Here is a 13,816-nt window from a genome sequence, read left to right as displayed (position 1 = left end):
CGAACACCCACCGCCCAATCCCATGAGACACCGCGAGGAACGATCATGAGTCAGCAGTACGGAGCTCCGCAGCAACCACCGGCTCAGGGTGGCTGGGGTCCCGGTCCGGCCGGGCCGCAGTTCCGGTCCCCGGCCAAGTCGTCCAAGACGCCGTGGATCGTGATGGGCGGCGCCGTGCTCGCGGTGCTGCTGATCGCGGTCGGTGTGGTGCTGCTGACCACCGGTGGCGGCAAGGACGACAGCGCCGCGCCGGCTCCCGACGACAAGGTGACGCCCGACCCGATCGGCACCATGTACACGCCGGAGCCGACCGAGGCGCCGAAGACCAAGGGCCCGAACGACGTCGGGGTCGAGGTCGGCAAGGGCGTCTGGTTCACCCCGGCCAAGGGCTGGCTGCAGGGGCCGGACAAGACCGTTTCCGGTCAGTACTGGATCCTGCAGGAGTTCAACAAGCGGGGCCTGATCGACGGGTACTTCTGGGTCCGGCAGACCAAGCTGTACGACGCGAAGGCGTTCGCCGAGCACCTGGTGGACATCGAGTCGAACGGGTTCAAGAACGTGCGGATCGGCAAGGGTGTCGTGGTGGAGTGCGCGACGGAGGCGCTGAAGGCCTGCTACTCGATCGACTACACGGCCGACGTACCGTCCAAGAGCGGGAAGCTGCTGCCGTTCAAGGGCTTCGTTACGGCGTACGAGGACCAGTTCGGGCAGGTCACCGCGACCGACGCCGGGCTGGAGTCGCGGGTCTACGACCGACGGGTCAACGAGCTGAAAGCGATGAACAACTCGGTGGTCAAGAGCTACTCCTAGGCGGCCGGCGGCGGTGCCGGGCGTCCGCCGTGGGCGGATTTTCGGAAACTGTCGGTGGGGCGCCGTACGGTTGGTGTCATGAGACAGGTCACCGATCTCCAGCGTATGGTCGCCCCCCTCAAGGTCGTGTCCGACTTCGAGCCGGCCGGCGACCAGCCGGCCGCGATCGCCGAGCTCGAACGCCGCATCAACGCCGGCGAGCAGAACGTGGTGCTGCTGGGCGCCACCGGTACGGGTAAGACGGCGACGGTGGCGTGGCTGGCCGAGAAGATCCAGCGGCCGATGCTGATCCTGCAGCCGAACAAGACGCTGGCCGCCCAGTTCGCGACCGAGCTGCGGCACTTCTTCCCGAAGAACGCGGTCGAGTACTTCGTGTCGTACTACGACTACTACCAGCCCGAGGCGTACGTTCCGCAGACCGACACCTACATCGAGAAGGACTCCTCGATCAACGAGGAGGTGGAGCGGCTGCGGCACTCGGCCACCTGGAACCTGCTGACCCGGCGGGACGTGGTGGTGGTGGCGACCGTGTCGTGCATCTACGGTCTGGGCTCCGCCGACGAGTACCTGAACCGGATGGTTCACGTGAAGGTCGGCGACGAGATGGACCGCGACGGCCTGCTCCGCAAGCTGGTCGGCGTGCAGTACGCGCGCAACGACCTGGCCGGCACCCGCGGCACGTTCCGGGTCCGCGGCGACACGCTCGAGGTGTTCCCGGTCTACCAGGAGCTCGCCGTCCGGGTGGAGTTCTTCGGTGACGAGATCGAGCGGGTGATGACGCTGCACCCGCTGACCGGCGAGATCCTCAGCGAGGAGGACGAGCTCTACATCGGGGCCGCGACGCACTATGTGACCGCGCCCGAGAAGATGGAGCACGCGATCGCCGGTATCGAGGCCGAGCTGGAGGAGCGGCTGGCCGAGCTCGAGCGCGGCGGGCAGTTGCTGGAGGCGCAGCGACTGCGGATGCGCACGACGTACGACATCGAGATGATGCGTCAGATCGGCACCTGCTCGGGGATCGAGAACTACTCCCGGCACACCGACGGGCGTGAGCCCGGAACGGCGCCGCACTGCCTGCTGGACTACTTCCCCGAGGACTTCCTGCTGGTGATCGACGAGTCGCACGTCACCGTGCCGCAGATCGGCGGGATGTACGAGGGCGACATGTCCCGGAAGCGGACGCTGGTCGAGCACGGGTTCCGGCTGCCGTCGGCGATGGACAACCGGCCGCTGCGCTGGGAGGAGTTCCTGGAGCGGATCGGCCAGACGGTCTACCTTTCGGCGACGCCCGGGCAGTACGAGCAGGACAAGTCGGACGGCTTCGTCGAGCAGATCATCCGGCCGACCGGCCTGATCGACCCGGAGGTGATCGTGAAGCCGACCAAGGGCCAGATCGACGACCTGATCCACGAGATCCGGCTCCGGGTGGAGAAGAACGAGCGCGTCCTGGTCACCACCCTGACCAAGAAGATGTCGGAGGACCTGACCGACTACCTGCTGGAGATGGGCATCCGGACCCGCTACCTGCACAGCGAGGTGGACACCCTCCGCCGGGTCGAGCTGCTGCGTGAGCTGCGGATGGGTGAGTACGACGTACTGGTGGGGATCAACCTGCTCCGCGAGGGCCTCGACCTGCCGGAGGTCTCGCTGGTCGCGATCCTGGACGCGGACAAGGAGGGCTTCCTGCGCTCCGGCCGGTCCCTGATCCAGACCATCGGCCGTGCCGCCCGGAACGTGTCGGGCGCGGTCTTCATGTACGCCGACCGGATCACCCCGTCGATGGAGCAGGCGATCGACGAGACCAACCGTCGTCGCGCCATCCAGGTCGCGTACAACACCGAGCACGGAGTCGACCCGCAACCGCTGCGGAAGAAGATCGCCGACATCACCGACATGCTGGCCCGCGAGGACGCCGACACCGCCGAACTGCTGGGCAACGGCCGCACCCAGTCGCGCGGCAAGGCACCCGTTCCGGGCGGAGGCAAGCTGATGGCCGGTGGCAAGGCCAAGGAACTGGCCGGTGGCCTGCCGTCCTCGGACCTCGCCGATCTGATCCAGCAACTGACCGATCAGATGCACAACGCCGCGGCCGAGCTGCAGTTCGAGGTGGCGGCCCGCTACCGCGACGAGATCTCGGAGCTGAAGAAGGAGCTGCGGCAGATGGTCAACGCCGGCGCCAAGTAGCCCGGCGGAAGGTGATCAGTCGGTGCGGGCGACCGTGTGCCGGGCTGTTTCGTCGACGGTGAGGGTGAAGATGTCGGGCCGGCTGTAGTGGCCGACCGCGTCGAAGTCGAGGAACGAGCGGTCACGGTCGGCCAGGTCGAGTTCGGCCAGCAGGACGGCTTCGCCGGCCCGGGCAGGGCCGGCGAGGATCTCGCCCAGCGGAGAGACGATCGTGCTGCCGCCGTTGATCAGGACGGTGCCAGGGGAGTCGCCCTGCAACGGGTGCACGTCCGCCGGGAGGTCGGCGCGAGTCAAGTACTGATTGGCGCTGATCACGAAACACCGGCCTTCGAGGGCGATGTGCCGCATGGTCGCCTGCCACTGGTCACGATCGTCGACGGTCGGCGCGCACCAGATGCCGACGCCCTTGGCGTACATGGTCTGGCGGAACAGCGGCAGATAGTTCTCCCAGCAGATGGCCGCGCCGAGTACGCCGTACTCGGTGGTGACCGCGGGCATGGTGGAGCCGTCGCCCTGACCCCAGAGATAACGCTCGGCGGCGGTCGGCAGGAGCTTGCGGTGTTTGGCGACCAGCCCGTCGGCGGGGGAGAAGAACAGTGCGGTGCAGTACAGAGTGCCACCGTCGCGTTCGATCACGCCGATGACCAGGTCCACGCCCAGCTGCCCGGAAAGTTTCGCGAGCCGCGCGGTCTCCGGCCCGGGGACGGCGATCGCAGCCTCGCGGTAGCGGCGGAAGAGTTCGCGGCCCTCGGCGGTTCGCGACCCGACCGTGACGCCGAAATCGACCCCCTTCGGGTAGCCGCCGATGAACGCCTCCGGCAGCACCACCAGCCGCGCGCCCGCCGTGGCGGCCTCGCGGATCAGGCGCTCGGCCTTCGCGAGCGTCGCGGGAGTGTCGAACAGAACCGATCCAGCCTGGACAGCGGCGACGGCAACGGGATCCATGTCCGGAGCGTACGGCGCCCCTCGAACACCGGCCTCTCCTGACTACTCAGGCAACCTATTCCCGTTGCGTGACGTGATCATCGCGACAAGGTTGATAGAAGGCTTCGATTTGGAAACATGGACACCGACCGGTCAGAATGGGGCCTGTTGAAGGGGAGTATTCCTTTCGCGGCGGTATCGTCATCACGGTCAAGGGTTCGACCCCGCGCCCGGTGCCGCCGGCCAGGCCCGACTAGTCGAGCCAGGCGGAAGAGACCTTCGGAGTCCACTTTTCGTCTGCGCTCCGGAGGTTTCTGTGCACGTTGCCGATTATGTCTGGTACATCACCGTCGGGGTGTTGCTCGCCCTGCTGGCCTTCGACGTCTTCGTGATCGGGCGTCGGCCGCACGAGCCGAGCACCAAGGAATCGGCGCGCGCGATCATCTTCTACGTCTCGCTGGCGATCATCTTCGGGCTGGGCGTCTGGTTCTTCTCGGGCGGTCAGTACGCCGGTGAGTTCTTCGCGGGCTGGCTGACGGAGTACAGCCTCAGCGTCGACAACCTGTTCATCTTCCTGATCATCATGGCCAGGTTCCAGGTGCCCCGGCAGTACCAGCAGACGGCCCTGCTGGTCGGCATCATCCTGGCGCTGTTCTTCCGCGGCATCTTCATCGCCGTCGGCGCGGCCGCGATCAACCAGTTCTCCTGGGTCTTCTACCTGTTCGGCGCCTTCCTGGTCTACACCGCGATCCACCTGGCCAAGCAGGGCGAGAACGACGACGAGGACTACAAGGAGAACGCGGTCATCCGGTTCGCCAAGCGGCGCCTGAAGGCCACCGACGAGTACAACGGCGTCAAGCTGACCGTGATCCAGAACGGCAAGCGCTTCGTCACCCCGATGGCGATCGTCATCATCGCGCTCGGTACGACGGACCTGCTGTTCGCGCTGGACTCGATCCCGGCGATCTACGGCCTGACCCAGGAGCCGTTCCTGGTCTTCACCGCGAACGTGTTCGCCCTGATGGGTCTGCGGCAGCTGTACTTCCTGCTCGGCGACCTGCTCCGCCGCCTGGTCTACCTGTCGCTCGGCCTGTCGGTCGTGCTGGCCTTCATCGGCGTCAAGCTGGTCCTGCACGCGATGCACGAGAACGAGCTGCCCTTCATCAACGGCGGCAAGCACATCGAGTGGGCGCCGGAGATCCCGATCCTGGTCTCCCTCGGCTTCATCATCGTGACGCTCGGAATCACCACGATCCTGAGCCTGCACAAGTCCCGCAACATGCCGGTCCACCACGACAGCGAGCCCGACCGGCCGGTCGACACCACCGGTGCGGCGGCGCCGGCCAACGGCGACCTGGACGACGCGACCCGCGCCGAGCTGGACGGTCTCCAGGAGCCGCGTCCCAGCGATTCCAAGAAGTCCTAGCACCAAGCGGACCGGCGCCCGATCCCCTGCAGGGGATCGGGCGCCGGTTTGTTGTTCGAAGGGGCCGGCCGCCGAACCATCAAGCGGCCGGCCGTCGCCGCGCGCGGCGGGCTACAGGCGGGCGGTGGCCACCAAGGTCTCGCGCCGCTCAGGCCGCAGGGCCTCGTTCTCGAGCAGCTTTCCGGTCTCCGAGGCGTGCAGCATGCCTTCGGGAGACACGAAACCGACGTGATGGACGGTCTGCCCGGGGCGGGCGAAGAAGTACAGATCGCCTGGCCGGGCCTCGTCGGTGGGGATCTGTTCCAAGGCGTCGCACTGGTCATGGGCGTCGCGTGGAACTCGCTGACCGAGCACCCGGCTGACCGCGTGCACCAGACCCGAGCAGTCCAGCCCGTACGCCGACGTACCGCCCCACAAGTACTCGAGTCCCAGGAAGAGCGACCCCAACCTGATCCGGTCCTCCGGTACTGCGGGGGAGTCGACCGCCCTCAGCGCCTCGTCAGCCAGCCAGCCCGTTGCCCCATCCGGCAGCGCGACCCGAGTGAACCCCTCGGCGTGATCCACCGACGCCAGCACGGTCGCGAACGACAACTCGGCCAGCTGTCCCGAGCCAGGCTCCGCGAACAACCCGGCCGTCGGCACCGTCACGGCCACCGGCGAGGTGGCAGCGTTGGGCAGCTCGCCGAGATGGCTGGACGGCACCCACCCCACGTACCCCAGATCGTCGGTCGACGACGGCTGCCACGGCGCGAGGATCTCGGACCAGCCGTTGCGTTCGGAGCGCACCAGCACCGGCTCGGCGAACAGCAACTGGGTCAGGGTCCGGCCGTGCAGGCCGAGCCGGCTCTCGGTGTCCATGGCCTTGGCCCAAGCGGCGACGTCCGGCTGGGCCGCGACCGCCGGAGCATCGATGTCACGCGGCGCATCCGGTGAAGTCCATACGGTACTCACCGGAACTTTGGAAGAAAGCAACCTCATGAGGCCAAGCCTGTCACGCCCAGTCCAGCCGCCGTCGGCAGGTGGATCACCGAGCCCTCGTACCGCACTCCGCCGGTCACCGGCGCCTCCCTCAGCCACCACGCCGCGTCCAGATCGTTGACCGCCGTCGTCGGGTACGCCGCCACGAGCGCTGCCGCCGCGCCGATTCCCACGTGACTCTCCATCATCGAGCCGACGATCGCGCCGATACCGTGCTCACGCGCCAGCTCCAGCAGGGTCCGGCCCGGCCCGAGCCCTCCGCACTTGGCGAGCTTCACGTTGACCAGGTCGGCAGCGCCGTGCCGGATCACCGCCACCAGGTCCCGGACGCCGTACACCGACTCGTCGGCCAGGATCGGCGTACTGACCCGATCGGTGATCCACGCCATCCCCTCCAGATCGGCCGCGACCACCGGTTGCTCGACCAGTTCGATGTCGCAGCCGGCGTCCTCCAGTGCCCGGATCGCGGTGACGGCGTCGCGCCGGGTCCAGCCCTGATTGGCGTCGAGACGGAGCTTCGGCTCCGGCCCGATCGCCTCGCGCACCCGCCGGACCCGGTCGAACTCCGACTTCGCGTCTCCGGTGCCGACCTTGATCTTCAGCACGTCGAACCCGTCCGCGACCCGGGCGGCCGCGGCGGCCGCCAGCGACTCCGGATCGCCGACGGACAGCGTCACGTCGGTTCGCACCGTCGTGGTGGTCGATCCGAGGAAGCCGTGCAAGGTCTGCCCTCGCCGCCGTGCGGCCAGGTCGTGCAGCGCGACGTCCACCGCGGCCTTCGCGCCGAAGTTGCCCTGCACGGCGCCCTGGATCCGCCGCAACGCCTCGGTGAAATCGTCCGGTTCGAGTTCTTGCAGCGCCGCGGCGATCGGGCCTTCGACACATGCCTGAGCGCCGGCGAGCGAGTCGCCGGTGACTTTCCAGACCTGCGGCGCCTCACCCCAGCCGCTCAACTCGCCGTCGCTGAGCTCGACGAGCAGTGAGTCGGCGTGCGTCGCGGTACGCAGAGCCGTGATGAACGGGGTGTGCAGTGGCGCGGAGACCAGATGGGTGGTGAGCTTCACCGGATCGCCTCCAGATCGTGCCGATGGGTCCAGGCTTCGGCCGCGATCTCGGCGATCAGCTGCTGCGCCTCGGGATCGGGCAGGTCGGACGTGGTGCAGACCACCACCACGAACGGCTCCGCGTCAGCGGGCCGGATGATGCCGCCGTCGTGGCGGATCCGGGAGTCCCAGCCGTTCTTGTGCTCGACCCGGGTCCCGGCCGGCAACAGCGCGGGGAGTTCGCCGTTCCAGGTGTTGCCGGCGAGCAGCTCCCGGACGTGGTCGCCGGCCGGGCTCTTGTCGTTGCCCACTGCAACCAAGACGGCGGCGAAGTCGGCCGGGCCCATCAGGTTGCTGATACCGGCGGCCTGCGCGGCCGCGTCGTCGATGCCGCGGCGGACGACGCTGGCACCGGACCCGTGCTCGGCCAGTACTGCGTTCGCTGCCTCCACCCCGGTCTGTTCCAGCACCAGGTCGGTGGCCAGGTTGCTCGAGTTGGTGATCATCTCCGTCGCCAGCCAGCCGAGCTCGACCGGCTCACCCAGCTTCGTCCAGGTTGCCGGCGCCTCGTCCTCGGCCGGGTTCACGCCGAACCGGCCGCCCGCCGCGGAGGCGAAGTCGTTGTGCACGGTGACCGGCTGATCGAGCCTGAGCTCGCCCGCCTCGACCTTGCGCATCATCGCGATCGCGACCGGCAGCTTCATCGTGCTCGCGGCGTAGTGCGTCCGCTCCGCGTCGTGACGGAGAACCGCGATGCCGTCGAGCCGCCCCAGCCAGACACCGAACTCGCCGCGCCCGGCGACCCCTTCGAGAAGGTCTGCGATTCCCATGCCCGTCACCCTTCCACACTGCGACCGTCCTTGAACTTGCCGGGCCTGGCAGACTTCCCGGCGTGTCCAGAGCACTAGGTCTCCTGATGGGTTTCGCCGCCGACCGCTGGCTTGGCGACCCCCGGCGGTTCCACCCGGTCGCCGGTTTCGGCCAGCTGGCCGGCAAGCTCGAGACGAAGGTGTACTCCGACTCGCGCGCGGCCGGTACGGCATACGCGGGGGTGCTGGTGGGTTCGATGGTCGCCGGTGGTGTGGTCGCCGAGCGGCTCACGAGCGGCCGGCCGGTTGCCCGGACCCTGCTGACGGCCGCTGCTACGTGGGCGGTGCTCGGTGGGCGGAGTCTCGAGCGCGAAGCCGAGGTGATGGCCGGATTCCTGGAGGCCAAGGAGCTGGAGGCGGCGCGTGGGCGGCTCAGCTATCTCTGCAGCCGCGACGCGACCGACCTGTCCGCGGACGAGTTGGCCCGCGCCACCGTGGAGTCGGTCGCCGAGAACACTTCGGACGCGACCGTTGCTCCGCTGTTCTGGGGTGGCCTGCTGGGGATTCCCGGGCTGATCGGCTATCGCGCGGCCAACACGCTGGACGCGATGGTCGGCTACAAGTCGGCGAGGTACCGGAATTTCGGGTGGGCCTCGGCGCGGCTGGACGATCTCGTCAACCTCGCGCCCGCGCGCGCTTGCGCAGTACTGACCGGGCTGGTGTCGGGTCGGCCGGACGAGACGTGGCGGATCTGGCGTCGGGACGCGCCCGGACATCCGAGCCCGAACGCGGGGCCGGTCGAGGCGGCGTTCGCCGGTGCGCTGGACCTGCGGCTGGGTGGCACCAACGTGTACGGCGCCGAGGTCGAGGACCGGGGCACGCTGGGCGACGGGCTGCCGCCCTCGGTGAGCGACATCCGGCGTACGGCGTCACTTGCCCGGCGCGTCTCGTACGCCGCGGCCGTGACTGCGGCAGTCCTGGCGTTGCGCCCGGCCTGGGCGCGGCGAGAGGAGCGGGCATGCAACTGAGCCGGCGGCCGATGCGGATCGCGCTGATCAGGCACGGCGAGTCCGCGGCGAACGTGGACAAGAAGATCTACGAGACGGTGCCGGACCACGCCGTCCCGCTCACCGCGCGCGGGCACGAGCAGGCGGCCGAGGCGGGCAAGAACCTGCGGGAGCTCTTCGAGGGCGAGCCGGTGCGGGTCTACGTCTCGCCGTACCTACGGGCCCTGCAGACGCTCGACTCGCTCGGGCTGGACGATCTGATCGGGCTGGCCCGCGAGGAACCGCGGCTGCGTGAACAGGACTGGGCGAACTTCCAGGACACCGAGGACATCGTCCGGCAGGAAGCGCTGCGGGACTCCTACGGGCATTTCTTCTACCGGTTCACCCACGGTGAGTCCGGGTCCGACGTGTACGACCGGGTGTCGAGTTTCCTGGAGACGATGCACCGGGACTTCGAAACGCCGGACTCGCCGCGGAACGTGCTGCTGGTCTCGCACGGGCTGACGATGCGGTTGTTCTGCATGCGATGGTTCCACTGGTCGGTGAAGTTCTTCGAGACGCTGCGCAACCCGGACAACGCCGAGACCCGCGTGTTGCTGCGCCAGCCGGATTTCCGCTACAAACTGGATCGTCCGTTCGAGCAATGGACCCAGCACGCACCGACCGAACGGGAGCGCTCCGCATGGTGGTAGAACAGTCCCGCGCCGCGGCGATCGAGCTGTTGGCGAGCCTGGACGACGGGCAGCGAGCGAAGATCGGCGCGCCGTTCGACACGCCTGATCACCAGGTCTGGACGTATCTGCCGGGTGACCGGCCCGGGCTGACGCTGGGGGAGTTGTCGGTCGAGCAACGGCTGCTGGCGTTCCGGTTGCTGGAGATCGCTCTGAGCGAGCGCGGGCTTGCTGACGCGCGGGCGGTGCTGCTGACCGAGGCGATCCGGCGCGGGCTTCCGCAGGCCATGCCGGGGTCATCGGTCGACGTAGCGTCCGACCAGCGGTACTTTTTGCGCGTGCTGGGTGACCCGGCCGGCTTCGAGCCGTGGGCCTGGCGGATCAACGGCCACCACCTCGCTCTGCATGTGACGTTCGTTGCCGGCGCCGTCGGGTTCACGCCGCAGTTCTTCGGTGCCGAGCCGGCGATGGTGCTGTCCGGACCGCACAGCGGACTGCGGACGCTGGCCGACGAGCAGGACCTGGGCTTCGCGCTGCTGCATTCGCTGGAGCCCGGGCAGCGCTCACTCGCCGTCGTGTCGGACGAGGCGCCCAGCGACATCCTCACGCGCTTCGACCCTGTCGCTGACCCCGCGGTGCTGCTGCGCGGTCTGCCGTACGGCGAACTGACGCCCGAGCAACGCCAGCTCTTCAGCCTGCTCATCGGTCAGTACATCGGCCGAGCCGCCGGCCCGATCGGACTGCAGACCTGGCAGGACATCACCGAGCACGGCATCGAACGCCTCACCTTCGCCTGGGCAGGCGCCCAGGAGCCCGGCGACGGCCACTACTACTCGATCGCCGGGCCCACGTTCCTGGCGGAGTACGACAACACCCAGGACAACGCCAACCACATCCACTCGGTCTGGCGAGACCTTCGCAACGACTGGGGGACCGACCTACTGGCCGCGCACTACGCCGCTCATTGAGACTGCTCCTAGGCCTTTCGCCAGACCGAGACGTGGCTCTCGCTCTCCGACGTGAACGCGCCCCGCTGCCAATCGGCGTACCGGCCCTCCAGTTCCATCCCGGCCAGTTGGGCCATCAGATCGCACTCGGCGGGCCAGATGTACCGGAAGCTCCCGGACCCGTACCGCGTGGTCCCGTCAGCGTCATGGAAATAGTGATGCGACATACAAGCCTGCGTAGCCAGGTCGTACGTGTCGAAGATCAGATGCCCGCTGTCTCCGAGCGTCATCGGCACCGCCGTCTGCCCGGGAGGCATCCGCCGGATCGCCGGGACCCAGAGCTCGATCACGAATCGCCCACCAGGTCGCAGATGCCGGGCCGCGTTGCGGAAACACTCGACCTGCTCGGCCTGCGTGCGGAGGTTGGAGATGCTGTTGAAGACGAGATAGACCAAGTCGAACTCGCCGGCCACCTCCGTCGTCGCCATGTCGCCCAGCGCCACGGGCAGTGTGGCCTCGTCGACCTTCTGCCGCAACTGAGCCACCATCGGGTCGGACAGCTCGATCCCGGTCACCGGAACGCCGCGCGCGAGAAGCGGAACGGCCACCCGCCCGGTCCCGATCGCGAACTCCAGCGCCCGCCCTGTCCCGGCGAGCCCGGCCAGGAAGTCGACCGTCGGTTCGATCACCTCCGGCGCGAACATCCCGGCCGACGACTCGTCGTACCGCGCCGCTGTGTCCTCGTCCCACACTTCGCTGCTGGTCATCTCCAGCAGCCTGCTGAAGAGCACACTCGGCTGTCTACTGGTTTTCCTTCGCGTCCAGCCCCGCCGCTGACCTCGCCGCACGTGGTGGCCGAGCCGGATCAGGTGCCCGGCTTCTGCAGCAGGTAGTCCTCGGCGCGCATCGACCCGGCCGACTTCACGTCCTCGGGCAGGATCTCGCGCAGATCGCGCTCGGTCAGGGTCGCGGGGTCGCGGCGGCTGAGCCGGGTGGCCTGGTTGGAGATCGCCTCTTCGAGCAGGTTGCGGATGAAGCGGCCGTTGCCGAAGTTGTGGCCGCGTGGCGCGGCCGGGATGTTGCGGCGTACGGCGGCCAGCACCTCGTCGTTGTGGATCATGCCCTTCTGCCTGGCCTGCAGCGCGAAGATGGCGATCAGCTGATCGGTGCTGTACTCGCTGAACGACAGCAGCTTCGGGAACCGCGACGCCAGGCCTGGGTTGGAGTCCAGGAACCGCTGCATCTCGCGGTGGTAGCCGGCCACGATGACGACGCACTCGTCGCGGTGGTCCTCCATCATCTTCAGCAGCGTCGCGACCGCTTCCAGGCCGTAGTCGCCGGGGTTGCTGTCCGGGACCAGCGTGTAGGCCTCGTCGACGAACAGCACGCCGCCGAGCGCCTCGCGGAACTTGGCCGCCGTCATCGGGGCGGTGGTGCCGACGCCGGAACCGACCAGGTCGGACCGGTCGACCTCGACCACGTGCCCGGTCTCCAGTACGCCGAGCTGCTTGTAGACCTTGGCCAGCAGCCGCGCGATCGTGGTCTTCGCCGTACCGGGCTTGCCCACGAACACCATGTGCCGGGCGCGCTCCTGGATCGGCAGCCCGAACTCCTTGCGGCGCTGGTTGGTCTGGATCTCGGCCACCATCTTGCGGACGGCCTCCTTGATCGACTCCAGCCCGATCAGCGCCTCAAGCTCGGCGAGCGCGTCGTCGCCGGCCATCGGCTCGGGAGCCACGAAGTCATCCGCCTCGGTCGCGGCGGGCGGGGGCGAGACCGTGGTGACCTCGAGCGGAGCCGGTACGGCGGCAGTCGGCGCCGCCGCCTCGACCTCGGCCACCGGCGGCGGGGGAGCAGCGTTCGAACCCCAGGTATGGGTCAGCGGACCCGTCGGCGGGGTCAGCACGATCGCCTCCGCGTCGGCGGCCTCGTCCGTCACCGCCTCTTGCGACCGATCGAGAAGCCGGAAGATCGCGCCGAGATCCGGTACCTCGGGGTCCGGCCAAGGCCCGCTCTCCAGTACGCCGGACAAGTGGACCGTCACCCGGGTCGCCGCGGCCGCCCAGGACCGCGCGAGCAGCTCCTGATCCTGCTCGATCGCACGCTCCAGCCAGGCGACGTTGCTGCTGGACCACACCTGCGGATCGAAACCACGCCGCAGGTCGGCCAGCGCGTGCTCGACATCCCAGCCGGCAACCCCGAGGATCTGCCCCACGGCCGGCGGCTGGCCACTGAGCCCAGCGGCCCGGATCAGCCGCGCGAGCAACTGCGAGAAGTCGAGCGCAGGATTGTCCGCGACCACCGCCGACAACTTGCCGTGCGCGTCGCGCAGGGTGTCGAGCGAGTACCGCAGGGCCGCTGCGGGCCCGGCCAGTTCAGGCAGTACTGCGCGCTCAGCCTCGCTAAGCACCGTCGTACGCCAGAACTGGACGATCGTGTCGTAGTCGGCCTCGACGTGCATCCGGGTTGCCTCGCGGTCCGCCAGCACCCGGTTGTAGCCGGCCAGCAGTGCCTTGGCCCGCGCTGCCAGAGGAGGAGCGTCGACGAACAGACTTGCGACGTCACGAGACAGCTGCAGCGCTTGCAGCCGCCCCGCTGTGTCGAAACTCCGCGCGCCGGAGACCACGAGCAGCGGCCAGTCCGTCGCGGCCACCTGCACTCGATGGCCGTCGCCACCGAAACGGGCGGTCGGCCGGTGGAAGTCCCGGGTCAGCGCGGGGGAGAGATCGGCGTAGTCGCCGTGCAGCACCGGAATCCAGCCGGCCAGCAGCGGCGCGACCTGATGAGCGAACCAGACCGCGGCGGGCGTCTCCTCGACGAAGTCCGGAAAGACCCCCGGGCGCAACGCCTTCGGGTCCTCACCCCAGGCTCGCAGCCGGTCGCGGACGCCGACCAGCCACTCGTCCGGCACCTGCCAGGGTCGGTCGGCGCCGAGAACGTCGAGAACCCGCACTCTCCGGGTGTGCTGAACCACAGAATTCCTTTCGGCCCGTCGGGCAACTGGCCCGCTCACTTTA

The 13,816-nt window shown here is 68.7% G+C and carries 12 protein-coding genes; 6 read left to right on the top strand and 6 right to left on the bottom strand.

Translation table 11 applies throughout. The features are described from left to right. Window positions 1-45 precede the first annotated feature (45 nt). Entirely contained in the window at window positions 46-810 is a 765-nt protein-coding gene (locus OX958_RS20485; RefSeq protein ID WP_270130608.1) for a hypothetical protein, read from the top strand. A gap of 78 nt (window positions 811-888) precedes the next feature. Further along, window positions 889-2,994 (top strand): excinuclease ABC subunit UvrB, encoded by a 2,106-nt coding sequence (gene uvrB, locus OX958_RS20480; RefSeq protein WP_270130607.1) that lies wholly within the window; start codon window positions 889-891, stop codon window positions 2,992-2,994. A gap of 15 nt (window positions 2,995-3,009) precedes the next feature. Here uvrB and OX958_RS20475 read toward each other — a convergent pair whose 3' ends face one another. Beyond that, entirely contained in the window at window positions 3,010-3,939 is a 930-nt protein-coding gene (locus OX958_RS20475) for a nitrilase-related carbon-nitrogen hydrolase (protein ID WP_270130605.1), read from the bottom strand. A 295-nt stretch (window positions 3,940-4,234) separates the two neighbouring features. On the opposite strand from OX958_RS20475, the gene OX958_RS20470 reads away from it, so the two are divergent. After that, a complete protein-coding gene (locus OX958_RS20470) occupies window positions 4,235-5,344 on the top strand; it encodes a TerC family protein (RefSeq protein WP_270130603.1) in 1,110 nt (369 codons plus the stop codon). Window positions 5,345-5,455: 111 nt separating this feature from the next. Here OX958_RS20470 and OX958_RS20465 read toward each other — a convergent pair whose 3' ends face one another. The 3 genes from OX958_RS20465 to OX958_RS20455 are packed head-to-tail and all read right to left on the bottom strand — an operon-like array spanning window position 5,456 to window position 8,195. After that, window positions 5,456-6,295, bottom strand: a complete 840-nt coding sequence (locus OX958_RS20465) for a C40 family peptidase (RefSeq protein WP_270130602.1) — start codon at window positions 6,293-6,295, stop codon at window positions 5,456-5,458. Window positions 6,296-6,318: 23 nt separating this feature from the next. Next, on the bottom strand, window positions 6,319-7,386 hold the full coding sequence (locus OX958_RS20460) for a mandelate racemase/muconate lactonizing enzyme family protein (RefSeq protein WP_270130600.1): 1,068 nt from the start codon (window positions 7,384-7,386) through the stop codon (window positions 6,319-6,321). Beyond that, window positions 7,383-8,195: a serine hydrolase gene (locus OX958_RS20455; protein WP_270130598.1), complete on the bottom strand. Its 813-nt coding sequence runs from the start codon at window positions 8,193-8,195 to the stop codon at window positions 7,383-7,385. Before OX958_RS20455 ends, OX958_RS20460 begins: the two co-directional genes overlap by 4 nt. Before the next feature lie 62 nt (window positions 8,196-8,257). Here OX958_RS20455 and OX958_RS20450 point away from each other — a divergent pair, with 62 nt between their 5' ends. From OX958_RS20450 to OX958_RS20440, 3 genes are read left to right on the top strand one after another with little or no spacing between them, the layout of a single operon-like run. Beyond that, the gene (locus tag OX958_RS20450; RefSeq protein WP_270130596.1) at window positions 8,258-9,202 is read left to right on the top strand and encodes a cobalamin biosynthesis protein; all 945 of its coding nucleotides are present in this window, start codon (window positions 8,258-8,260) and stop codon (window positions 9,200-9,202) included. Next, window positions 9,193-9,873, top strand: coding sequence for a phosphoglycerate mutase family protein (locus OX958_RS20445; protein ID WP_270130595.1), 681 nt, complete (start codon window positions 9,193-9,195; stop codon window positions 9,871-9,873). The genes OX958_RS20450 and OX958_RS20445 overlap by 10 nt, the downstream gene beginning before the upstream one ends. Next, window positions 9,864-10,820, top strand: coding sequence for a DUF3500 domain-containing protein (locus tag OX958_RS20440; protein ID WP_270130593.1), 957 nt, complete (start codon window positions 9,864-9,866; stop codon window positions 10,818-10,820). Before OX958_RS20445 ends, OX958_RS20440 begins: the two co-directional genes overlap by 10 nt. A gap of 8 nt (window positions 10,821-10,828) precedes the next feature. On the opposite strand, the gene OX958_RS20435 is transcribed toward OX958_RS20440, so the two are convergent. Both OX958_RS20435 and OX958_RS20430 read right to left on the bottom strand, forming a co-directional pair. Then, window positions 10,829-11,566, bottom strand: coding sequence for a class I SAM-dependent methyltransferase (locus OX958_RS20435; protein ID WP_270130591.1), 738 nt, complete (start codon window positions 11,564-11,566; stop codon window positions 10,829-10,831). A 98-nt stretch (window positions 11,567-11,664) separates the two neighbouring features. Beyond that, on the bottom strand, window positions 11,665-13,752 hold the full coding sequence (locus OX958_RS20430) for an AAA family ATPase (RefSeq protein WP_270130589.1): 2,088 nt from the start codon (window positions 13,750-13,752) through the stop codon (window positions 11,665-11,667). Window positions 13,753-13,816 lie beyond the last annotated feature (64 nt).

Source organism: Kribbella sp. CA-293567, from assembly GCF_027627575.1.
GTDB lineage: Bacteria > Actinomycetota > Actinomycetes > Propionibacteriales > Kribbellaceae > Kribbella.
Note: the sequence above shows the minus strand (reverse complement) of the source record. Positions and strands in the feature narration are given on the sequence as shown.

Coding starts and splice junctions, on each gene's coding strand:
- uvrB (WP_270130607.1), top strand. CDS start 889: ATGAGACAGGTCACCGATCTCCAGCGTATGGTCGCCCCCCTCAAGGTC.
- OX958_RS20455 (WP_270130598.1), bottom strand. CDS start 8,195: ATGGGAATCGCAGACCTTCTCGAAGGGGTCGCCGGGCGCGGCGAGTTC.
- OX958_RS20485 (WP_270130608.1), top strand. CDS start 46: ATGAGTCAGCAGTACGGAGCTCCGCAGCAACCACCGGCTCAGGGTGGC.
- OX958_RS20435 (WP_270130591.1), bottom strand. CDS start 11,566: ATGACCAGCAGCGAAGTGTGGGACGAGGACACAGCGGCGCGGTACGAC.
- OX958_RS20445 (WP_270130595.1), top strand. CDS start 9,193: ATGCAACTGAGCCGGCGGCCGATGCGGATCGCGCTGATCAGGCACGGC.
- OX958_RS20440 (WP_270130593.1), top strand. CDS start 9,864: ATGGTGGTAGAACAGTCCCGCGCCGCGGCGATCGAGCTGTTGGCGAGC.
- OX958_RS20475 (WP_270130605.1), bottom strand. CDS start 3,939: ATGGATCCCGTTGCCGTCGCCGCTGTCCAGGCTGGATCGGTTCTGTTC.